Consider the following 20,836-nt stretch of genomic DNA (forward strand, 5'->3'; position numbering starts at 1 on the left):
ATTCTGGCAGAAAGTAGGGCGGGCTGCACCCCTTAACCCGGCAACACTCAGTGTAGCGTCACCACCAGTTCCCATGGCAGGTAGATCAGGTTAAAAATCACCATGCCGCACAACGAAAACAGCGTCAGCAGCATGCCATATTTGCGGCCCGGCATGGCGCTGTGGCGCAGACCCCAGGCGTGCAGCAGGCGGCTGATAAAAAACAGCAGGGCGGTGAGGTGCACCATCCAGATATCGGCACCGTTCATCTCCATCATCACCAGCAACAGCAGCGCCAGCGGGATGGTTTCAATGGCGTTGCCGTGAATGCGTATCGCCATTTTTAAATCATGATAACCCCCATCGCCATACGCCACCCGATAGAAGCGGCGGTAACGCACCACATCCAGCGTAAACTTCATGACCAGCAACGCACCCCACACCACGTATAACGCGCTAACCATTGTGACTCCATCAGCATCAGTAAGGCGGCTATTCTAACCAGCGCGGAGGGCGCTGTCCTGTCCACTGATTAAAACAGTGAATCCTGTTGCGGCCAGTCGGGACCGCTGCCAATCCGCGGATCAATCTGTTGCAACTGCGGCCATAACGACTGCACCAGTGGAAATACCTGGCCCATATCCGGGGTGTGCAGAAACAGCATCGCGTCGCCCTGTTGCAGCCATTCGGTTAACTTTGGCCGCCAGATCTGAAACAGCGGCACGCTCTCTTCGACGCTGTCGCTGCCGATAAACCGCACCATCGGCTGCGAGCCGGTGCGTACAGCATGCGGCGGCACGCGGGGCTTCTGCGCGCGCGCCGCCAGCGCCGCCGGGTTTTGCGAGGTTGAGGCGTGGACCGGGCGGCTGTCCAGCACCACCCGGTTAATGCCGCGCGCCAGCAGACCGCGATTCAGCGCCCGCTCAGCTTCACCTTTGGCAAAGAACGCCGCGTGACGCACTTCGACCCCGTATTCAAAACGCGCGGGCAGGCTGTCCAGAAAGCGCCAGAGATCGTTAAGCTGCGCTGGCGAAAAGGTGGCGGGCAGTTGCAGCCAGTACTGACCGATACGATCGGCCAGCGGCTCCATCAGGCGCAGAAAGTCGGTCAGCAGATCGTCGCTGTGTTGCAGCGCCGCCTGATGGCTGATGGTATTGGGAAACTTAAAGCAGAAGCGAAAGTCGTCGTGGGTCATCTCACGCCAGCGCAGCACGGTATCGGCTGTCGGCAGCGCGTACAGCGTGGTATTGCCTTCGACACAGTGAAAATAGCGGGCATAATCCGCGAGGCTCTCAATGCCCCAGCGTTTCCAGTGCGAATGCTGCCACTGGGGCAGGCCAATACGAAGTGTCACACCCTCTCTCCTGGCTCTGAGTTAAGATTTGCGATTATCCTCTAAGGTCACGCCCCGGTGCAAACAGGCCCGCTGCGGATGAAATCGCCGCTTTGGCGCGGCTCTACTTATCCTGTTTGCCTTTTTCCATTATAATGACCGCCATTTTTGCGACAGCATCGCATCAGGTTACGCGGCCGGATGCTGTCAGCTGCAGCGGCGAAGTTAAAAGGATAGTGTTATGCGTACAGAATATTGCGGACAGCTCAATCTGTCTCATGTGGGTCAGCAAGTCACTCTTTGCGGCTGGGTAAACCGCCGTCGCGATCTGGGAAGCCTGATTTTTATCGATATGCGCGACCGTGAAGGCATCGTGCAGGTATTTTTTGATCCCGATCGTCAGGACGCGTTTAAGCTGGCTTCTGAACTGCGTAACGAATTCTGTATCCAGATTACCGGTACCGTGCGTGCCCGTGACGATAAGAATAAAAACAGCGAGATGGCGACCGGCGAAGTCGAAGTGTTTGCCCATGCGCTGAACATCATCAACCGTTCTGAGCCGCTGCCGCTGGATGCTAACCAGAACAACAGCGAAGAAGCGCGCCTGAAGTACCGCTATCTGGACCTGCGTCGTCCTGAGATGGTGACCCGCCTAAAAACCCGCGCGAAAATCACCAGCTTCGTGCGCCGTTTTATGGACGATGAAGGCTTCCTCGATATCGAAACCCCGATGCTGACCAAAGCCACGCCGGAAGGCGCGCGCGACTATCTGGTGCCAAGCCGGGTTCATAAAGGCAAGTTCTATGCGCTGCCCCAGTCGCCACAGCTGTTCAAACAGCTGCTGATGATGTCGGGCTTCGATCGCTACTACCAGATTGTTAAATGCTTCCGTGACGAAGATTTGCGCGCCGACCGTCAGCCGGAATTTACCCAGATCGACGTTGAAACCTCCTTCATGACCGCGCCGCAGGTGCGTGAGGTGATGGAGCGTTTAATCCGTAATCTGTGGCAGGCGGTACAGGGTGTGGATCTCGGTGAGTTCCCGCAGATGACCTTTGCCGAAGCGATGCACCGGTACGGCTCCGATAAGCCCGACCTGCGTAACCCGATGGAGCTGGTGGACGTTGGCGACCTGCTGAAAAATGTCGAATTCCAGGTCTTCGCGGGTCCGGCGAACGATGCCAAAGGCCGCGTGGCGGCACTGCGTGTGCCAGCTGGCGCGCAGCTGAGCCGTAAGCAGATTGATGAATACGGCAAATTCGTTGAGATTTATGGCGCCAAAGGTCTGGCGTGGATGAAAGTCAACGTGCGTGCTGATGGACTGGAGGGGGTGCAGAGTCCGGTCGCGAAGTTCCTCAACGCAGAGATCGTCGAAGGCATTCTGAGCCGCACCGGCGCGCAGGATGGCGACATCATCTTCTTTGGTGCCGATCGCGCCAAAGTGGTGGCCGATGCGCTGGGTGCACTGCGTCTCAAAGTGGGCCGCGATCTGAGCATCACCGATGAGAAAGCCTGGGCTCCGCTGTGGGTGATCGACTTCCCGATGTTTGAAGAGGACGAAGAGGGCGGCCTGGCGGCGATGCACCATCCGTTCACCGCGCCGAAAGAGATGAGCGCCGATGAGCTGGCCGCCGATCCGACCCGTGCAGTGGCTAACGCCTATGACATGGTGATCAACGGCTATGAAGTCGGCGGCGGCTCGGTGCGTATCCACAACGGCAAAATGCAACAGACGGTGTTCAGCATTCTGGGTATTGAAGAGCATGAGCAGCGCGAGAAGTTTGGCTTCCTGCTGGATGCGCTGAAGTTCGGTACGCCGCCACACGCGGGCCTGGCATTTGGTCTGGATCGTCTGACCATGCTGCTGACCGGTACCGATAACATTCGTGACGTGATTGCGTTCCCGAAAACCACCGCTGCGGCCTGCCTGATGACCGAAGCCCCAAGCGAAGCGAATCCCGCCTCGCTGCTGGAGCTGGGCATTCAGGTGGTAAAAAAAGAAAAGCCTGAGACTAAATAATGGGCTATAAACATCCGGTTTCAGTGCTGGTGGTCATTGTGGCGCGCGACACTGGCCGGGTGTTAATGCTGCAGCGGCAGGACGATCCGGCCTTCTGGCAGTCGGTAACCGGCAGCCTGGAGGCGGATGAAACGCCGCTGGCCGCTGCCCGGCGTGAAGTGGGCGAGGAGTTGGGCATTGACGTGCTGGCGGAACGGCTGGAGGTGGAAGATTGTCAGCGTCAGATCGACTTTGAAATCTTTCCGCACTATCGCCATCGCTACGCACCCGGTGTCACCCATAATCACGAACACTGGTTCCGGCTGCGGTTGCCAGCAGAGCGGGCAATTGCACTGACCGAGCATCTGGCGTTTCGCTGGCTGGCACCGGCAGAAGCGGCTGCGCTCACCAAGTCCTGGAGTAATCGCCAGGCGATTGAAGAATTTACCTGAATCGCTGCTGCCGCGCATTTTTCCGGCGGCGAATCGATTAAATTTATGAATCTGGTGAGTTTTAACAGGACTACACCAACGTATTGAACAGTCAGGCGTACCCGGTGCCGTGAGGTTGTTCACCGCCAGCGCGACGTAGCCAGCGTACTGTGTACGTGAGTTGCGAGCCGGCCAGCGGGACAAGCCCGGCGGCAGGATAGCCTGCACCATGCTAAGTTCGGAGAAAAAGTAACATGGCAGGACATAGTAAGTGGGCAAATACCAAGCACCGTAAAGCGGCACAGGACGCGAAGCGGGGCAAAATTTTCACCAAGATCATTCGTGAACTGGTGACGGCGGCCAAACTGGGCGGCGGCGATCCGGGCTCGAACCCACGCCTGCGTGCCGCAATGGACAAAGCGCTCTCCAACAACATGACGCGTGAAACCATGGATCGCGCCATCGCGCGCGGCGTCGGCGGTGATGACAACGCCAACATGGAAACCATCATCTATGAAGGCTACGGTCCGGGCGGCTCTGCCATCATGATCGAGTGCCTGAGCGACAACCGCAACCGTACCGTGGGCGAAGTGCGTCACGCCTTCACCAAAACCGGCGGTAACCTCGGTACTGACGGCTCTGTTGCCTACCTGTTCAGCAAAAAAGGGGTGATCTCCTATGCGCCGGGTCAGGATGAAGATGCGGTGATGGAAGCTGCGCTGGAAGCCGGAGCTGAAGATGTGGTCAGCTACGACGATGGCGCGATTGACGTTTTCACCGCCTGGGAAGAGATGGGCGCGGTGCGTGATGCGCTGGAAGCGGTCGGCCTGAAAGCGGATACCGCTGAAGTGTCGATGATCCCGTCTACTAAAGCGGAAATGGATGCGGAAACGGCACCGAAACTGCTGCGTCTGATCGACATGCTGGAAGATTGCGACGATGTGCAGGAGGTTTATCACAACGGTGAGATCTCCGACGAGGTGGCGGAAACGCTGTAATGGCGCTGACCCGCACCTCCTTAACCGGAGAGGCTTAATGTCGATTATTCTGGGTATCGATCCCGGTTCGCGCATCACCGGTTATGGTGTCATTCGTCAGACCGGCCGCCAGCTCACCTATCTGGGCAGCGGCTGTATCCGCACTAATACCACTGAGTTGCCCGCCCGTCTGAAGTTAATTTATGCGGGCGTCTGCGAGATCATCACCCAGTTTTCGCCCGATTACTTCGCCATCGAACAGGTGTTCATGGCGAAGAACGCGGATTCTGCGCTGAAACTGGGCCAGGCACGTGGCGCGGCCATTGTCGCCGCGGTCAATCACGATCTGCCGGTGTTTGAGTACGCCGCGCGTCAGGTTAAACAGACGGTAGTCGGGATTGGCAGCGCCGAAAAAAGCCAGGTGCAGCACATGGTGCGCACCCTGCTGAAGCTGCCCGCCAACCCGCAGGCCGATGCTGCCGATGCGCTGGCAATCGCCATTACACATTGCCACGTGTCGCAGAATGCCGCACGGATGAGCGACAGCAAGCTGGTGCTGACCCGCGGGCGTTTACGTTCAGGTTAGCCGCGCGGTTGCCGGCACACGCACAGGCTGGATATTCATCCAGCCTTTTTTATGTTATAAAATCCGCCACATTGGTTGGTTAAGGAAGCATTCAGGTGATAGGTCGTTTACGGGGCAATATTCTGGAAAAGCAGCCGCCGCTGGTGCTGCTTGAGGCACACGGCGTAGGGTATGAAGTCCATATGCCAATGACCTGTTTTTATGAACTGCCTGAACTGAATCACGAAGCGGTGATTTTTACCCACTTCGTGGTGCGCGAAGATGCGCAGCTGCTGTTCGGCTTCAACAGCAAGCAGGAACGTGCGCTGTTTCGTGAGTTGATTAAGGTGAATGGCGTCGGCCCGAAACTGGCGTTAGCGATCCTCTCTGGCATGTCGGCGCAGCAGTTCGTTACTGCGGTCGAGAAAGAGGAGATTGCCTCGCTGGTGAAACTGCCGGGCGTAGGCAAGAAGACCGCTGAGCGTCTGGTGGTCGAGATGAAGGACCGCTTCAAGGGGATGCACGGCGATCTGTTTGGCGGCGATTCCGCCTTTACGCTTACCACGCCGAATGCCGAACCGGAAACCAACGATGCCGAAGCCGAAGCGGTTGCAGCGCTGGTGTCGCTGGGTTATAAACCGCAGGAAGCCAGTCGTATGATCAGTAAAGTCGGTCGACCGGATGCGGATTGCGAAACGCTGATCCGCGAAGCGCTACGCGCCGCCATTTGAGGTAAGTCATGATAGAAGCCGACCGCCTGGTCTCTGCTGTAAGCGTTAACGAAGAAGAGAGTCTCGATCGCGCCATTCGCCCGAAAATGCTGACCGAGTATGTCGGCCAGCCGCAGGTGCGTGAGCAGATGGAGATTTTCATCAAGGCAGCGCAGCTGCGCGGCGATGCACTCGATCATCTGCTGATTTTTGGTCCGCCGGGGCTTGGCAAAACCACCCTGGCGAACATCGTCGCCAATGAAATGGGGGTTAATCTGCGCACCACCTCTGGCCCGGTGCTGGAGAAAGCCGGTGACCTGGCGGCGATGCTGACCAACCTTGAACCGCATGACGTCCTGTTTATCGATGAAATTCACCGCCTGTCGCCGGTGGTAGAGGAAGTTCTCTACCCGGCGATGGAAGATTATCAGTTGGATATCATGATTGGTGAAGGTCCGGCTGCCCGTTCAATTAAGCTCGATCTGCCGCCGTTTACCCTGATTGGTGCCACCACCCGCGCCGGTTCACTCACTTCGCCGTTACGCGATCGCTTCGGCATTGTGCAGCGGCTGGAGTTCTATCAGGTGAAAGATCTGCAGCACATTGTTGGCCGCAGTGCCGCCTGTCTGGGGCTGGCGCTGAGCGACGAGGGCGCGTTAGAGATCGCCCGTCGCGCACGCGGTACGCCGCGTATCGCCAACCGTCTGCTGCGCCGGGTGCGGGATTTTGCCGAAGTGCGGGCTAACGGTGAGCTGAGCGGCGAGGTTTCCTCCAGCGCACTCGATATGCTGAACGTCGACAGCGAAGGGTTCGATTATATGGACCGCAAGCTGCTGCTGGCGATTATCGATAAGTTCATGGGCGGGCCGGTCGGACTGGATAACCTGGCTGCCGCAATTGGCGAAGAGCGTGAAACGATTGAAGATGTGATCGAGCCGTTTTTGATCCAGCAGGGATTCATTCAGCGCACACCGCGCGGCCGGATGGCCACGCAGCATGCTTATCGTCATTTTGGCATTACCCGCGAGGTCTGATCAGACCGCCGGTTTGCGCACCATGCTGATAATAAACAGGATCGCGGCGCTCAGTACCACCGACGGACCGGCGGGCGTGTCGTAGAAGGCGGAGAAGGTCAGGCCGCCGGTGACGGCCAGCACGCCGATAATCACCGCCACGCCAGCCATCCCCTCGGGTGAACGGACAAAACGTCGGGCGGTGGCGGCCGGGATGATCAGCAGCGAGGTAATAATCAGCGCGCCGACAAACTTCATTGCCACCCCGATAGTCAGCGCGGTCACCAGCATCAGAATCAGGCGGGTTCGCTGAATATTGACGCCATCCACCTGCGCCAGTTCCGGGCTAATGGTCATCGACAGCAGCGAACGCCACTGCCACGCCATCACCAGTAATACCACCACCACGCCGCCGCCCATCATCCACAGATCGTCCGGCGTCACCGCCAGCAAATCACCAAACAGATAGGCCATCAGGTCGACGCGCACGTTCTTCATCAGGCTGACCACCACCAGACCCAGCGACAGCGCGCTGTGCGCCATGATGCCGAGCAGGGTATCGATCGCCAGATGTGGACGTCGTTCCAGCCATACCAGCCCGAGAGCCAGACAGACCGTCACCAGGATCACGGCGTAATAGGGATTAACGTTGAACAGCAGGCCAAACGCGACGCCGAGCAGCGAGGCATGGGCCAGCGTATCGCCGAAGTAGGACATTTTGCGCCAGACGACAAACGACCCCAGCGGGCCCGCAGCCAGCGCTAACATCACGCCGCCTATCCAGCCCGGTAATAACAACTCAATCATGATGAACCCTGTCCTTTGCGTAAAACGATTCGTCCCTGCAGGTCGTGACGGTGATTATGATGATGACGATAAATGGCCAGTTGTTGTGCGCCGCGCGGACCGAACATCGCGATAAATTCGGGATGTTGCGATACCGCTTCCGGGGTCCCGGAGCAGCAGATGTGGTGATTAAGGCACAGCACCTCATCGGTTTTGGCCATCACCAGGTGCAGATCGTGGGAGACCATCAACACGCCACAGTTCAGTTCATGACGCAGCTGGTCGATGAGATCGTACAGCGCCACCTGGCCATTGACGTCAACCCCCTGAGTCGGCTCGTCGAGCACCAGTAACTGGGGCTGGTTGAGCAGGGCGCGCGCCAGTAACACCCGCTGGGTTTCACCACCGGAGAGTTTTTGCAGTGGCGCATTGAGCAGGTGACCGGCCTGAACACGTTTCAGGGCTGGCAGGATCTCTGCGCTTTTACTGCCACGCGACAGGCGCATAAAGCGTTCCACCGTGACCGGCAGCGTCGGGTCGATGTGCAGTTTCTGCGGCACATAGCCGATACGCAGGGCCGGATCACGCCTGAGCGTGCCGCTGGTCGGCGCGAGCAGACCCAGCACCACACGCACCAGGGTCGACTTACCCGCACCGTTTGGTCCCAGCAACGTCAGAATGCGCCCCGGCTGCAGCGCCAGACTGACGCCAGACAGCACGTTGCGCTGGTCAAATTTGATCGAAACGTTTTCGAGTGTAACAAGTGAGGTCATAGTATTTACAGGTTGCACAGAATTTCGAATGTTATAATATCACATCCCACACCCAGGTCACGATGGAATGACGCATAATGTTACATATTAAAAAGGGCGCACTTTTCGCCTTAACTGCTTTCTCCGTTACAGCTTCTTTAACCTTTTCTGCGCAGGCAAATGTGGTCGCTTCACTCAAGCCGGTGGGTTTTATCGCGGCAGCGATTGCCGATGGGGTGACACCGGTTGATGTACTGTTGCCAGACGGCGCCTCAGAGCACGATTACGCCCTGCGTCCATCCGATGCAAAACGCTTAAAAAACGCGGACTTAGTGGTATGGGTCGGGCCTGAAATGGAAGCCTTTATGGCGAAGTCTGCGGCTGAGCTGCCGGCGAAAAAAAATCTGGCAATCGTCGATATCAATGGGGTGAAACCGCTATTGATTAGCGGTGGTGAAGATGAAGATGAACACACAGCGGAAAAATCCGAACAGCCGGACGCCGATGCCCATCATCATCATCACGGCGAGTTTAATATGCACCTGTGGATGTCGCCGGAGATCGCACGCAAAACCGCGGTTGCAATCCATGAAAAATTATTGGAACTTATGCCGCAAGATAAAGCCAAACTTGACGCCAACCTCCAGCAGTTTGAGGTAACTTTGGCGGACACGGACAAACGCGTTAACGCACAACTCGCACCGGTCAGAAATCAAGGATATTTCGTTTTTCACGACGCTTACACGTACTTTGAAAAACACTACGGTCTCTCGCCCACCGGGCATTTTACCGTCAATCCTGAGATTCAGCCGGGCGCCCAGCGTTTACACCAGATACGAACACAGTTGGTTGAGCAGAAGGCGGTATGCGTCTTTGCTGAGCCACAATTCAGGCCAGCAGTCATCGATGCTGTCGCCCGCGGAACGCAGGTGCGTAAAGGCACGCTCGATCCGCTGGGAACAGACATCAGCTTAGCTAAAGATAGCTATGTGAAATTCCTCTCACAGCTGTCGAGCCAGTATGCAAGCTGCCTGAATGGAGCATGAGGAATAGGTAAAAGTGCAGCAGATAGCCCGCTCTGTCGCCCTCGCATTTAATAATTTGCCGCGCCCCCACCGCGTTATGCTGGGATCGTTAACTGTTATTACTCTGGCCGTCGCCGTCTGGCGGCCTTACGTCTACCACCCCACCGATGATGTGACGCCTATCGTCAAAACTATCGAGCTGGATAAAAATGAACTCCGCACCCTGCTGCCGGAAGCCAGTGAGCCGATTGATCAGAGCACACCGGAACCGGATGAAGAGCTGCCGGCAGATGAGGATGATACTGGCGTGCCTGACACGCCGGGCGTCCACGAATATACCGTCTCTTCTGGTGATACGCTGAGCAGTGCGCTGAATCAGTATGGCATCGACATCAGTGACATCAATTCGCTGGTGGTCAGCGATCGGGATTTACGTAACCTGCAGGTCGGACAGCAGCTGAGCTGGACGCTGGCCGATGATGGCAGCCTGAAAACCCTGAGCTGGGAGATTTCCCGTCGCGAAACCCGCACCTATGAGCGCACCGATAAAGGTGGCTTTAAAATGGCAGCGGAGATGCAGAAGGGCGAATGGCGTAACAGCGTTCTGCAGGGCGAAGTGCGCGGCAGTTTTGCCGCCAGCGCCCAGCGGGCCGGGTTAACCAGTGCGGAAGCCAGCGGCGTGATTAAGGCGCTACAGTGGCAGATGGATTTCCGTAAGCTGCGGGCCGGCGACCAGTTCAGCGTCTTAATGTCGCGTGAAATGCTCGACGGTAAAAGTGCCCAGAGCCAGCTGCTCGGGGTGCGCCTGCGCAGCGGCGGCAAAGACTATTACGCCTTCCGCGCCGAAGACGGTAAGTTCTACGATCGCAACGGCTCCGGCCTGGCGCGCGGCTTTATGCGCTTCCCGACGGTGAAGCAGTATCGCGTCTCCTCTAACTTCAATCCGCGCCGTCTGAACCCGGTAACCGGACGCATTGCGCCGCATAAAGGCGTCGACTTTGCGCTGCCGATCGGCACGCCGGTACTGGCGGTGGGCGACGGTGAAATCGTGGTAGCGAAGAACGGCGGGGCGGCCGGTAACTACGTGGCGATCCGTCACGGACGTCAGTACATGACGCGCTACATGCACATGAAAAAAGTGCTGGTGAAGCCGGGCCAGAAAGTGAAGCGTGGCGACCGCATCGGGCTGTCTGGTAATACCGGACGTTCAACCGGGCCGCATCTGCACTTTGAAATCTGGATCAACAATCAGGCGGTCAACCCGTTAACGGCCAAGCTGCCGCGGATGGAAGGACTGACCGGCAAAGAACGCAGCGAGTATATGGCGCAGGTGAAATCCTGGCTGCCTCAGCTGGGCCTGAAATAAGCGAATTTCGCCAAATCGCGCAGAAACCGACGGCAATCCCGTCGGTTTTTTTATATCTGGCGCACGATGATTGCAAATTTGCCCGTCGTCACTATCATTAGCCGGTCATTGTTTGAGGCGAGTGCATGGAAACCCGAAAAAAAAATAACGCTGAATTTATTCCCGTTTTTGAACGTTCATTTCTCAAACCTAAATACTGGGGAAGCTGGCTGGCAATTGGTGGCCTGGCCGGTATGGCGATGTTACCGCCGAAAGTGCGCGATCCGCTGCTGGGTCGGTTAGGCCGCTTTGCCGGCAAACTGGCGAAAGGTGCCCGTCGACGCGCCCTGATTAACCTTTACTATTGCCTGCCGGAACTGAGTGAATCCCAGCGTGCCACGCTGGTTGATGAGATGTTTGCCACGGCACCGCAGGCGATGGCGATGATGACCGAATTAGTGCTGCGCGATCCGGCGCGAATTCGCCAGCGTGTAGAGTGGCACGGTCGTGAAATAATCGACCAGATGCAGGCGGAGCAGCAGAATGTCATTTTCCTGGTGCCCCACGGCTGGGCGGTGGATATTCCCGCCATGCTGCTGGCGTCGGAAGGACAGAAGATGGCGGCGATGTTTCACAACCAAAGCGATCCGCTGCTGGACTATGCCTGGAACACCGCGCGTCGCCGTTATGGCGGCCGGTTACACGCCCGCAATGACGGCATCAAACCGTTTATCAGCTCAATTCGTCAGGGCTACTGGGGCTACTATCTGCCCGATCAGGATCATGGTGCCGAGCACAGCGAGTTTGTCGACTTCTTCGCTACTTATAAAGCGACGCTGCCGGCGCTGGGTCGTTTGATGAAGCTGTGCCGCGCCCGCGTTGTGCCGCTGTTTCCGGTCTATAACAGCGACACGCATAAGCTGGAAATCTATGTGCGGCCGCCAATGGACGATCTGCTGGACGCGGATGACCATCAGCTGGCGCGCCGGATGAATGAAGAAGTAGAAATTTTCGTGCGCCCGCATCCGGAACAGTACACCTGGATCCTGAAACTGCTGAAAACGCGCAAAGATGGGGATATGGAGCCCTATTCACGTAAAGAGCTCTACCCACGCAAATAGCAACAAGGCCGCGAAAGCGGCCTTTTTTGTGACGTCTGGCGTGGATAGCGGTGAGATCGAGAATGCTCAGGGAACACGGTCAGATCGTACAGAGCAGGCTCAGGGAGTATACGCCCCGCTAAGACGCAAAACCCGCCAGCCATGGCAGGCTCAGCGCGGGCAATGACGTACCTGGTCCCTGAGGTGCGCCCGCAGCGGGCCCACGCTTTGCATTGTTCAAAAACGCTCCCGGCATTGTTGTCCATCGCCCGCTATGCTTCCCGGGCGTCTGCTCCGGTCGCTTAGCGTTTCTCTGCTGGCTGCGTAAGGCAAACCCGTGGTTGCGGCCTTGTTATAACGCTTCCAGCCTGCTGCGCCGTTTGCGTTCCCGCATAAACACTATCACCAGACCAAACCACAGCACGCCGCTGATAAAGTTGATCAGACAGAACCACAGCGTACCACCACTGAAATAGCCGCTTTTCGCCAGTTCAATGCCGATTGCCAGCGTCAGAATGCTGATCATCCCCAGCATCGCCGCCACGCTGCCTTTGCCTTCATCACTGGCGTAGAGCGTCAGGCGGTAGAGTCCGGCATTCACCATGCCCGCACCAAAAGCGTACAGGCTGAGACCGGCGGTAATCAGCAGGTAGCCGTGACTGTTGAGCAAACTGGCCAGCAGCGCCAGGCTCAACCCGATCAGAATCGGCCAGGCAGCAAACTTCACCGGCTGTTCAATCGGCACCCGTCCCGCCAGCTTACTCAGTGTCAGATTACCGGCAATCATCGCCAGGAATACCGGCAGCTGCAGCAGCGCGTACTGCATGCGCGACAGCCCTTCGTCATGCATCAGGATCACCGGCGACAGCGCTACCCAGGTCAGGATCGGGATAAACACCAGCCCGATGGCGAACGACCCAGACATCACCAGCCGATCTTTCATCAGTCGCCGGTAGTTACGCGCCAGATTCGGCAGGGCGATGGAATGACTGCGTTCGCCGGCAGTTTCCGGCATCACCCGCCACAGCACGACAAAGGCCAGCAGGCTACAGCCGGCGAACAGCCAGAACATACTGCGCCAGCTGCCAACGGTCAGCCACGCCGCGCCCGCCAGCGGACCGGCCAGCGGGGCCAGCAGCGCAACGTTAGCCATCAGCGCCATCATCCTTACCGCCAGCGCTTCATCAAACGCCTCCTGAATCGCGGCATAGCCGACCGCACCGATAAAGCACAGGCTGATGCCCTGCACAAAGCGCAGGCTGACAAACTCCTCAATCGAGCTGACCCAGTGGGTGAGAATGCAGGCGGCGGCAAAAAACAGGATGCCGGAAAGCATCACCGGCCGGCGGCCAAACTTATCAGAGAGCGGACCGAGCAACCACTGCAGCACTACGCCACCAATCAGGTAGGCGGTCAGCGAGGTCGATACCCACTCCGGGCCGACGTCAAATTCCGTGGTGACGATCAGCATGCCGGGCTGGATCATGTCGTGGGCAATATAGGTTGCGAATTCGAACAGGACTAACGCCAGAGGAAACAACAAAATTCGGCCGGTAAGCTGGCTGATGGGGTGAAAACGGGCCATCTGGCCTCCTTGTCAGAAAAGAAAAACGCGACTGGCAGGCAGTCGCGTCTTTTATTCTACACCGGCAATGTCAACCCGGGGGGCAATTAATCCACGCGCAGCACGCGAGTGGTATTGGTGGTGCCGGTGGCGCCCATTACGTCGCCCTGAGTAACGATAACCAGGTCACCTGATACCAGGAAACCCTTATCGCGCAGCAGGTTAACCGCATCGTGTGCGGCGGCCACGCCGTCATTGTTGCTGTCAAAGAACACCGGCGTCACACCGCGATACAGCGCAGTCAGGTTGAGGGTGCGCTCATGACGCGACATGGCAAAAATCGGCAGCCCCGACGTGATACGTGAGGTCATCAGCGGGGTGCGGCCTGATTCGGTCATGGTGATGATGGCGGTTACACCCTGCAGGTGGTTAGCGGCATACATCGACGACATCGCAATCGCCTCTTCGACGTTGTCGAACTGCACGTCCAGACGGTGTTTAGAGACGTTAACGCTGGGGATCTTCTCCGCGCCGAGGCAAACTTTGGCCATCGCCGAGACGGTTTCTGCCGGATACTGACCGGCGGCGGTTTCTGCCGACAGCATTACCGCATCGGTCCCGTCCAGCACCGCGTTCGCCACGTCCATAACTTCCGCGCGGGTCGGCATCGGGTTGGTAATCATCGATTCCATCATCTGGGTGGCGGTGATAATGGTGCGGTTGAGCTGGCGGGCGCGACGAATTAACGCTTTCTGAATGCCGACCAGTTCCGGATCGCCAATCTCTACGCCGAGATCGCCACGCGCTACCATCACCACATCAGAGGCGAGAATAATGTCATCCATCGCTTCCTGACTGGCAACCGCTTCGGCACGTTCAACTTTCGCTACCAGTTTGGCATCGCAACCCGCTTCACGGGCCAGACGGCGGGCATAGTTCATGTCTTCGCCACAGCGTGGGAAGGAGACCGCCAGATAGTCGACCTTAATTTTCGCCGCGGTGATAATGTCCGCTTTGTCTTTTTCCGTCAGCGCTTCAGCCGACAGGCCGCCGCCCAGCTTGTTAATTCCTTTATTGTTCGACAGCGGGCCACCGACGGTAACTTCGGTGAACACTTTCATCTCCTGAACTTCCAGCACTTTCAGCTGCACGCGACCATCATCCAGCAGCAGGATGTCGCCCGGCACCACATCTGCCGGCAGGCCTTTATAGTCGATACCGACGCGCTCTTTATCGCCTTCGCCTTTACCGAGGCTGGCATCCAGCAGAAAGCGGTCGCCGATATTGAGGAAAACTTTGCCTTCTTTAAAGGTAGAAACGCGAATTTTTGGACCCTGCAGGTCGCCGAGGATCGCCACATGGCGGCCCAGTTTTGCCGCGATCTCACGGACTTTATCTGCACGAATCTGGTGATCTTCTGGCGTGCCGTGGGAGAAGTTGAGTCGCACAACGTTTGCGCCGGCCGCGATGATTTTTTCGAGGTTATTATCACGATCGGTAGCCGGGCCGAGGGTTGTTACGATCTTGGTTCTTCTGAGACGTCTTGACATGAAGGACTCCGTTAACAAATAAGCCGGTCCTGGTCGGCGGACACGGCATGGTTAGCTATTCTATATGATCGATGGGCTGTGATACGACTCACATTGTAAATGTGATGTTAATTATTTTGTTGTGTATCTTGTTCCCGAATGGCGTGCTTTTCGTAACGCGACGCTTTCAACGCCTGTTTAACGCGTTTGAGGTTTTCCCGGAAAGGCGTCCCGCGTTCCAGGGTAAAACCGGTCGCCAACACATCGATCACGGTCAACTGCGCCAGGCGCGACACCATCGGTAGATAGACATCAGTGTCTTCCGGCACATCAAGCACTAAAGCCAGCGCGGCTTCTTCGGCAAGGGGCGAATCGGGAGAGGTGATGGCAATAACGGTGGAACCGTTTACACGGGCCAGGCGAGCCAGTTCTACCATATTTTTTGTGCGGCCAGTATGTGAAATGAGAACAAAAACGTCACCGGCTCGACTATTTATACAACTCATGCGCTGGATCACAATATCGTCTGACCAGATGACCGGTAAATCAAAGCGCAGAAATTTGGTGAAGGCATCATGCGCCACCACCGCCGAGGCTCCAAGGCCAAAAAACGCCAGTTTACTGGCACCGGTCAGCAGCGTCACCGCCTGATGCAGGCGTTCGGTATCCAGCTGGTCGCGTACCTGCTGCAAACCAGCCAGCGCCGAATCGAAGATTTTGTGGCTGTAGTTCTCAACGTTGTCGTGCTGCTCCACGCCACGGCTGACCCAGTTGCTGCCTTTTACCAGACTCTGCGCCAGTTGCAGTTTGAAGTCGGGAAAGCCGCGTGCCCCCAGCCGGTGACAGAAGCGGTTGACCGTGGGTTCGCTCACGCCTGCCGCGCGCGCGAGGGTGGCGATGCTGGAATGCATAGCGGCCTGTGGCGCAGCGAGAATCTGCGCGGCGACTTTTTGTTCCGCTTTACTCAGCGCAGCCTGCTGCGCCTCAATCTTTTCCAGCATATTCATAAGTGGATGACCATTATCACTTTTATCAATTTCAATTATTGCTGTCGTCGGCAGCCATTAACAGAGACTATATCGCGTTAGCGCCGGTCGGGCGCAAGGCCGGATAAGTCGGGTGCGGCTTTTTTTGGCATACTTTGACGGCGGCCGGATTTTCGCTGACAACATCAGACACAGAAAAAAAGCTGGAATGCGCACGTGTCATCACACGCGCTGAGGCTATCCGGTACAGAGTTAATGCGGTTGACCCGGCGAGTCGGTTTACCTGGCGCGGGGAAAAAAGTACATTGTGCTGAAAGAAAATAACAACCTGGACCCGGTGGCAGAGGATGCATCACCATCGGATTATCCTGCAACGAGGAGAGGAAAATGGCGGTTACACAAACAGCCCAGGCATGCGATCTGGTGATTTTCGGTGCCAAAGGCGATCTTGCACGCCGTAAACTGTTGCCTTCACTGTATCAGTTAGAAAAAGCGGGTCAGATCCACGAAGAGACCCGTATCATTGGCGTAGGCCGTGCCGAGTGGGACAAAGCGGAATACACCAAAGTGGTACGTGAAGCGCTGGAAACCTTCATGAAGGAGAAGATTGACGAAGCGCTGTGGGATAAGCTCAGCGGCCGTCTCGACTTCTGCAACCTCGATGTCAACGACACCACGCATTTCCCGAAACTGGGCAAGATGCTGGATCAGAAAAAACGCACCACCATCAACTATTTTGCTATGCCACCCAGCACCTTCGGCGCCATCTGTCAGGGTTTAGGTACTGCGAAGCTGAATGCCAAACCGGCGCGCGTGGTAATGGAGAAGCCGCTCGGCACCTCACTGGAAACCTCACAGGAAATTAACGACAGCGTCGGCGAATATTTCGATGAGAGCCAGGTGTTCCGTATTGACCACTATCTGGGCAAAGAGACGGTACTGAATCTGCTGGCGCTGCGCTTTGCCAACTCGATTTTCGTCAATAACTGGGATAACCGCACCATCGACCACGTACAGATCACCGTGGCGGAAGAGGTGGGCATTGAAGGTCGCTGGGGTTACTTCGACAAAGCGGGCCAGATGCGTGACATGATCCAGAACCACCTGCTGCAGATTCTGACCATGATCGCCATGTCACCACCTTCCGATCTCAGCGCTGACAGCATCCGTGATGAGAAAGTGAAGGTTTTGCGTTCACTGCGCCGTATCGATCAGACCAACGTGCGTGAGAAAACCGTACGTGGCCAGTACACCGCCGGCTTCGTGCAGGGCAAAAAAGTGCCGGGCTACCTGGAAGAAGAGGGCGCGAATAAATCGAGCGCCACTGAAACTTTCGTCGCCATCCGCGTGGATATCGACAACTGGCGCTGGGCAGGCGTGCCGTTCTATCTGCGTACCGGTAAGCGCTTACCGACCAAATGTTCTGAAGTGGTGGTCTACTTCAAAAACCCTGAGATGAACCTGTTCAAAGATTCCTACTCAGAACTGCCACAGAACAAGCTGACCATTCGTCTGCAGCCGGACGAAGGGGTGGATATCGAAATCCTGAACAAAGTGCCAGGCCTCGACCACAAGCATAAGCTGCAGACCACCAAACTCGATCTGAGCTACTCCGAAACCTTCAACCAGTCACATCTGGCCGATGCGTATGAACGCCTGCTGCTGGAAAGCATGCGCGGTATTCAGGCGCTGTTTGTCCGTCGTGATGAAGTCGAAGCGGCCTGGACCTATGTCGATTCGATCATTGAAGCGTGGGCGGCGGATGGCGATTCCTCCAAACCGTATCAGGCCGGCACCTGGGGCCCGGTTGCCTCGGTGGCGATGATCACCCGCGATGGTCGTTCGTGGAACGAGTTTGAATAACTGAACGTTTAAGGCCCGCACCGTGCGGGCCTTTTTTTGTCCGGCGCGATTCTGGAAAAGTGAACTGGCGTTTCAAAAATCGTTTGAGGCGATAGACGCTCAGGAACCGGATCATGTATGGTAGTGGCGCAATTACAGGGCAGGAGCCGATGCTCCATGACCGGGCCGCTAATCCCGGTGTTATCAAGCAAGGGGAAGTGATGAAAAACTGGAAAACGAGTGCCGAACAGATTCTGACCACCGGACCGGTCGTGCCGGTGATCGTAGTAAACAAGCTGGAACACGCGGTGCCGATGGCCAAAGCGCTGGTCGCGGGCGGCGTCAGGGTGCTGGAAGTGACGCTGCGAACCCCGGTGGCGATGGATGCACTGCGTGCGATGATCAAAGAGGTGCCGGAGGCGATTGTGGGTGCCGGTACGGTGATCAATCCACAGCAGTTGCAGGAAGTGACCGATGCGGGCGCGCAGTTTATCATCAGCCCCGGCGTCACCGAATCATTACTGAAAGCCGCCGTGGAAGGGCCGGTTCCGTTAATTCCTGGCATCAGCACCGTTTCTGAACTGATGACCGGCATGGATTACGGCCTGCGTGAATTCAAATTCTTCCCGGCGGAAGCCAACGGTGGCGTGAAAGCGCTGCAGGCGATTGGCGGACCTTTCCCGCAGGTACGTTTCTGTCCGACCGGTGGCATTTCTCCGGCCAACTACCGTGACTATCTGGCGCTGAAAAGCGTGCTGTGTATTGGCGGGTCTTGGCTGGTGCCAAACGATGCGCTGGAAACCGGCGACTGGGATCGGATTACCCGACTGGCGCGTGAGGCGGTGGAAGGGACGAAGTAATAGCAGGCGGTGAGCACGGGCTCACCGCCGTGATTTTATCCCTCGACCGTCACCGCAGCTGCGCTGGCAACGGCGCGCGCAATCGCCTGATCGGTGGTCTCACCGCTGGCCAGCGCCACGCCTAACCGACGCTGACCGCTGATCTCCGGTTTGCCGAACAGGCGCAGTTGCAGACCAGCCCCCAGCGCCGCATCGACATTCACGAATTGCACATTCTGGCTGGTAAGCTGCGGCAGGATCACTGCCGATGCAGCAGGGCCATACTGGCGGATGCCGCCAATCGGTAAGCCAAGGAAAGCGCGCACGTGCAGCGCAAACTCCGACAGATCCTGCGAAATCAGGGTGACCATACCGGTATCATGCGGACGCGGCGACACTTCGCTGAACACCACCTCATCGCCACAGATGAACAGCTCAACACCAAACAGACCGTAGCCGCCCAGCGCCTTCACCACCTGAGCCGCAATGGCCTGCGCCCGCTGCAGTGCCAGATCGCTCATCTGCTGCGGCTGCCAGGATTCACGGTAATCGCCGTCTTCCTGACGATGACCAATCGGCGCGCAGAAATGAATGCCATCGACTGCACTGATGGTCAGCAGGGTAATTTCAAAATCAAACGCCACCACCCCTTCGACGATGACCCGACCGGCACCGGCACGACCGCCTTGCTGCGCATATTCCCATGCACGGTCCAGCTGACTGGCATCGCGGATAAAGCTCTGGCCTTTGCCGGATGAACTCATCACCGGTTTTACGATGCAGGGAAAACCGATCTCTGCGGCAGCCTGATCGAAACGCGCTTTACTGTCGGCGAAGCGGTAACGGGAGGTCGGCAGCGACAGCTCTTCGGCTGCCAGACGGCGAATGCCTTCGCGGTTCATGGTCAGCTGCGCGGCGCGTGCGGTTGGCACCACACGCTGGCCTTGCTGTTCCAGCTCAACCAGTTTATCGGTGGCGATGGCTTCGATTTCCGGCACCACGAAGTCAGGCTTCTCCTGGGCGATCAGCGCGGCCAGCGCGTCGCCATCCAGCATGTTGATCACATGGCTGCGATGCGCCACGTGCATCGCCGGGGCATCGGCATAGCGATCGACAGCAATCACTTCCACACCCAGACGCTGACACTCCAGTGCCACTTCTTTACCCAGTTCACCTGAACCTAATAACATCACGCGCGTGGCCGCAGGGCGCAGCGCTGTTCCGAGAGTCGTCATAAATTCACCTAAGCAGTCAAAATGCGCGCGCAGTATAAACGAAAACGTTTGCGTTCTCATCTTTCCTGCCCGCTGGCGGCTGTTTTGCCGTACTTTTCCCGCTCTGACGTTTCCTGACATCTTTTTCGTCAGGATGGCTGACTACCATCTAAAACAGGAGTGGAAGATGAATAACTGGTTACAACAGATTCAGTCGGTACTGGCAAAGAAGGGCGGTAATAGTCAGTCCGGGGGCGGCTTAAGCGATATGCTGGCGCCGGGTGCCTTAGGTGGGCTGGCGGGTATGCTGATTTCCAGTAAATCGTCGCGCAAACTGTTAACCCAGTATGGCGGCAAAGCGCTGATTATTGGCGGTGGTGCCGCCGCCGGCGCGCTGCTGTGGAATAAATACAAACAGCGGGTGCGTGAAACCCACCAGGATGAGCCTGACTTTGGCGTGGCGCAGACGCCGGTCGACTTGCGGGCGGAGCGTCTGGTGACTGCGCTGGTGTTTGCTGCAAAGAGCGACGGTCATATCGACGATCAGGAACGTGCGGCGATTGAGCAGAATATTCAGCAGTCCGGCTATGGCAAAGATGCCGAACAGCTGATTCAGAAAGCGATGAGCCGCCCGCTCGATCCGCAGTGGCTGGCGGCTGGCGTCAAGAATGAAGAAGAGGCGCTGGAACTCTACTTCCTGAGCTGCGCCGCGATTGACGTCGACCATTTTATGGAACGCAGCTACCTGTCGGCGCTCGGCGACGCGCTTAAAATCCCGCAGGATGTCCGTGACGGCATCCAGCAGGATATCGTGGCGGAGAAGGCCCGCTTGCCCGCCAGTTAATCC

20 protein-coding genes are annotated in these 20,836 nt (G+C 57.3%); 12 read left to right on the forward strand and 8 right to left on the reverse strand.

The genetic code is table 11. The features are described from left to right. Positions 1 to 47: 47 nt before the first annotated feature. Positions 48 to 443: an MAPEG family protein gene (locus AABB92_RS03705; RefSeq protein WP_031376661.1), complete on the reverse strand. Its 396-nt coding sequence runs from the start codon at positions 441 to 443 to the stop codon at positions 48 to 50. 68 nt (positions 444 to 511) lie between these two features. Beyond that, entirely contained in the window at positions 512 to 1,333 is an 822-nt protein-coding gene (locus tag AABB92_RS03710; protein WP_046288270.1) for a DUF72 domain-containing protein, read from the reverse strand. Between the two features lie 220 nt (positions 1,334 to 1,553). Between AABB92_RS03710 and aspS the strand changes: the two genes are divergently transcribed. The 6 genes from aspS (at position 1,554) to ruvB (ending at position 7,028) form a co-directional block, all read left to right on the forward strand. Then, positions 1,554 to 3,332: an aspartate--tRNA ligase gene (aspS, locus tag AABB92_RS03715; protein WP_046288271.1), complete on the forward strand. Its 1,779-nt coding sequence runs from the start codon at positions 1,554 to 1,556 to the stop codon at positions 3,330 to 3,332. Continuing rightward, positions 3,332 to 3,763 carry a dihydroneopterin triphosphate diphosphatase gene (gene nudB, locus AABB92_RS03720; RefSeq protein WP_031377448.1) on the forward strand — a complete coding sequence of 144 codons (432 nt, stop codon included), beginning with the start codon at positions 3,332 to 3,334 and terminating at the stop codon, positions 3,761 to 3,763. The genes aspS and nudB overlap by 1 nt, the downstream gene beginning before the upstream one ends. A gap of 233 nt (positions 3,764 to 3,996) precedes the next feature. Beyond that, complete coding sequence (locus AABB92_RS03725) at positions 3,997 to 4,740, forward strand: YebC/PmpR family DNA-binding transcriptional regulator (protein WP_031377447.1); 744 nt, start codon at positions 3,997 to 3,999, stop codon at positions 4,738 to 4,740. Positions 4,741 to 4,777: 37 nt separating this feature from the next. Beyond that, on the forward strand, positions 4,778 to 5,305 hold the full coding sequence (ruvC, locus tag AABB92_RS03730; protein ID WP_031377446.1) for a crossover junction endodeoxyribonuclease RuvC: 528 nt from the start codon (positions 4,778 to 4,780) through the stop codon (positions 5,303 to 5,305). A 95-nt stretch (positions 5,306 to 5,400) separates the two neighbouring features. After that, positions 5,401 to 6,015 carry a Holliday junction branch migration protein RuvA gene (gene ruvA / locus AABB92_RS03735; protein WP_031377445.1) on the forward strand — a complete coding sequence of 205 codons (615 nt, stop codon included), beginning with the start codon at positions 5,401 to 5,403 and terminating at the stop codon, positions 6,013 to 6,015. A gap of 8 nt (positions 6,016 to 6,023) precedes the next feature. Continuing rightward, positions 6,024 to 7,028, forward strand: a complete 1,005-nt coding sequence (gene ruvB, locus AABB92_RS03740) for a Holliday junction branch migration DNA helicase RuvB (RefSeq protein WP_031377444.1) — start codon at positions 6,024 to 6,026, stop codon at positions 7,026 to 7,028. Here the strand turns inward: ruvB and znuB are convergent, their stop codons facing one another. Together znuB and znuC are read right to left on the reverse strand one after the other, a co-directional pair. Next, positions 7,029 to 7,814: a zinc ABC transporter permease subunit ZnuB gene (znuB, locus tag AABB92_RS03745; RefSeq protein WP_046288272.1), complete on the reverse strand. Its 786-nt coding sequence runs from the start codon at positions 7,812 to 7,814 to the stop codon at positions 7,029 to 7,031. After that, a complete protein-coding gene (gene znuC / locus AABB92_RS03750) occupies positions 7,811 to 8,566 on the reverse strand; it encodes a zinc ABC transporter ATP-binding protein ZnuC (RefSeq protein ID WP_031377443.1) in 756 nt (251 codons plus the stop codon). Before znuC ends, znuB begins: the two co-directional genes overlap by 4 nt. Before the next feature lie 77 nt (positions 8,567 to 8,643). Here znuC and znuA point away from each other — a divergent pair, with 77 nt between their 5' ends. The 3 genes from znuA (at position 8,644) to lpxM (ending at position 12,036) form a co-directional block, all read left to right on the forward strand. After that, positions 8,644 to 9,591: a zinc ABC transporter substrate-binding protein ZnuA gene (gene znuA, locus AABB92_RS03755; protein WP_031377442.1), complete on the forward strand. Its 948-nt coding sequence runs from the start codon at positions 8,644 to 8,646 to the stop codon at positions 9,589 to 9,591. Between the two features lie 13 nt (positions 9,592 to 9,604). After that, on the forward strand, positions 9,605 to 10,936 hold the full coding sequence (mepM, locus tag AABB92_RS03760) for a murein DD-endopeptidase MepM (protein ID WP_031377441.1): 1,332 nt from the start codon (positions 9,605 to 9,607) through the stop codon (positions 10,934 to 10,936). 125 nt (positions 10,937 to 11,061) lie between these two features. Further along, positions 11,062 to 12,036 carry a lauroyl-Kdo(2)-lipid IV(A) myristoyltransferase gene (gene lpxM, locus AABB92_RS03765; protein ID WP_031377440.1) on the forward strand — a complete coding sequence of 325 codons (975 nt, stop codon included), beginning with the start codon at positions 11,062 to 11,064 and terminating at the stop codon, positions 12,034 to 12,036. 331 nt (positions 12,037 to 12,367) lie between these two features. On the opposite strand, the gene AABB92_RS03770 is transcribed toward lpxM, so the two are convergent. The 3 genes from AABB92_RS03770 to AABB92_RS03780 all read right to left on the reverse strand — a co-directional run bounded on the left by AABB92_RS03770 (position 12,368) and on the right by AABB92_RS03780 (position 16,115). Further along, positions 12,368 to 13,600, reverse strand: a complete 1,233-nt coding sequence (locus tag AABB92_RS03770; RefSeq protein ID WP_046288274.1) for an MFS transporter — start codon at positions 13,598 to 13,600, stop codon at positions 12,368 to 12,370. A gap of 86 nt (positions 13,601 to 13,686) precedes the next feature. Further along, positions 13,687 to 15,129 carry a pyruvate kinase gene (gene pyk / locus AABB92_RS03775; protein WP_031377493.1) on the reverse strand — a complete coding sequence of 481 codons (1,443 nt, stop codon included), beginning with the start codon at positions 15,127 to 15,129 and terminating at the stop codon, positions 13,687 to 13,689. 107 nt (positions 15,130 to 15,236) lie between these two features. Beyond that, positions 15,237 to 16,115 (reverse strand): MurR/RpiR family transcriptional regulator, encoded by an 879-nt coding sequence (locus AABB92_RS03780; RefSeq protein WP_031377492.1) that lies wholly within the window; start codon positions 16,113 to 16,115, stop codon positions 15,237 to 15,239. A gap of 366 nt (positions 16,116 to 16,481) precedes the next feature. Between AABB92_RS03780 and zwf the strand changes: the two genes are divergently transcribed. Further along, on the forward strand, positions 16,482 to 17,957 hold the full coding sequence (gene zwf / locus AABB92_RS03785; protein WP_031377491.1) for a glucose-6-phosphate dehydrogenase: 1,476 nt from the start codon (positions 16,482 to 16,484) through the stop codon (positions 17,955 to 17,957). A gap of 200 nt (positions 17,958 to 18,157) precedes the next feature. Continuing rightward, on the forward strand, positions 18,158 to 18,796 hold the full coding sequence (locus AABB92_RS03790; RefSeq protein ID WP_031377490.1) for a bifunctional 4-hydroxy-2-oxoglutarate aldolase/2-dehydro-3-deoxy-phosphogluconate aldolase: 639 nt from the start codon (positions 18,158 to 18,160) through the stop codon (positions 18,794 to 18,796). 35 nt (positions 18,797 to 18,831) lie between these two features. Here the strand turns inward: AABB92_RS03790 and purT are convergent, their stop codons facing one another. After that, complete coding sequence (gene purT / locus AABB92_RS03795) at positions 18,832 to 20,010, reverse strand: formate-dependent phosphoribosylglycinamide formyltransferase (protein WP_031377489.1); 1,179 nt, start codon at positions 20,008 to 20,010, stop codon at positions 18,832 to 18,834. Between the two features lie 166 nt (positions 20,011 to 20,176). Here purT and AABB92_RS03800 point away from each other — a divergent pair, with 166 nt between their 5' ends. Beyond that, entirely contained in the window at positions 20,177 to 20,833 is a 657-nt protein-coding gene (locus AABB92_RS03800; RefSeq protein WP_031377488.1) for a tellurite resistance TerB family protein, read from the forward strand. Positions 20,834 to 20,836: the final 3 nt, after the last annotated feature.

Origin of the sequence: Pantoea brenneri (assembly GCF_038594305.1) — a bacterium.
Classification (GTDB): domain Bacteria; phylum Pseudomonadota; class Gammaproteobacteria; order Enterobacterales; family Enterobacteriaceae; genus Pantoea; species Pantoea brenneri.

Coding starts and splice junctions, on each gene's coding strand:
- AABB92_RS03705 (WP_031376661.1), bottom strand. CDS start 443: ATGGTTAGCGCGTTATACGTGGTGTGGGGTGCGTTGCTGGTCATGAAG.
- AABB92_RS03800 (WP_031377488.1), top strand. CDS start 20,177: ATGAATAACTGGTTACAACAGATTCAGTCGGTACTGGCAAAGAAGGGC.
- AABB92_RS03780 (WP_031377492.1), bottom strand. CDS start 16,115: ATGAATATGCTGGAAAAGATTGAGGCGCAGCAGGCTGCGCTGAGTAAA.
- znuA (WP_031377442.1), top strand. CDS start 8,644: ATGTTACATATTAAAAAGGGCGCACTTTTCGCCTTAACTGCTTTCTCC.
- aspS (WP_046288271.1), top strand. CDS start 1,554: ATGCGTACAGAATATTGCGGACAGCTCAATCTGTCTCATGTGGGTCAG.
- pyk (WP_031377493.1), bottom strand. CDS start 15,129: ATGTCAAGACGTCTCAGAAGAACCAAGATCGTAACAACCCTCGGCCCG.
- AABB92_RS03725 (WP_031377447.1), top strand. CDS start 3,997: ATGGCAGGACATAGTAAGTGGGCAAATACCAAGCACCGTAAAGCGGCA.
- ruvB (WP_031377444.1), top strand. CDS start 6,024: ATGATAGAAGCCGACCGCCTGGTCTCTGCTGTAAGCGTTAACGAAGAA.
- znuC (WP_031377443.1), bottom strand. CDS start 8,566: ATGACCTCACTTGTTACACTCGAAAACGTTTCGATCAAATTTGACCAG.
- lpxM (WP_031377440.1), top strand. CDS start 11,062: ATGGAAACCCGAAAAAAAAATAACGCTGAATTTATTCCCGTTTTTGAA.
- zwf (WP_031377491.1), top strand. CDS start 16,482: ATGGCGGTTACACAAACAGCCCAGGCATGCGATCTGGTGATTTTCGGT.
- AABB92_RS03790 (WP_031377490.1), top strand. CDS start 18,158: ATGAAAAACTGGAAAACGAGTGCCGAACAGATTCTGACCACCGGACCG.
- purT (WP_031377489.1), bottom strand. CDS start 20,010: ATGACGACTCTCGGAACAGCGCTGCGCCCTGCGGCCACGCGCGTGATG.
- ruvC (WP_031377446.1), top strand. CDS start 4,778: ATGTCGATTATTCTGGGTATCGATCCCGGTTCGCGCATCACCGGTTAT.
- znuB (WP_046288272.1), bottom strand. CDS start 7,814: ATGATTGAGTTGTTATTACCGGGCTGGATAGGCGGCGTGATGTTAGCG.
- AABB92_RS03770 (WP_046288274.1), bottom strand. CDS start 13,600: ATGGCCCGTTTTCACCCCATCAGCCAGCTTACCGGCCGAATTTTGTTG.
- nudB (WP_031377448.1), top strand. CDS start 3,332: ATGGGCTATAAACATCCGGTTTCAGTGCTGGTGGTCATTGTGGCGCGC.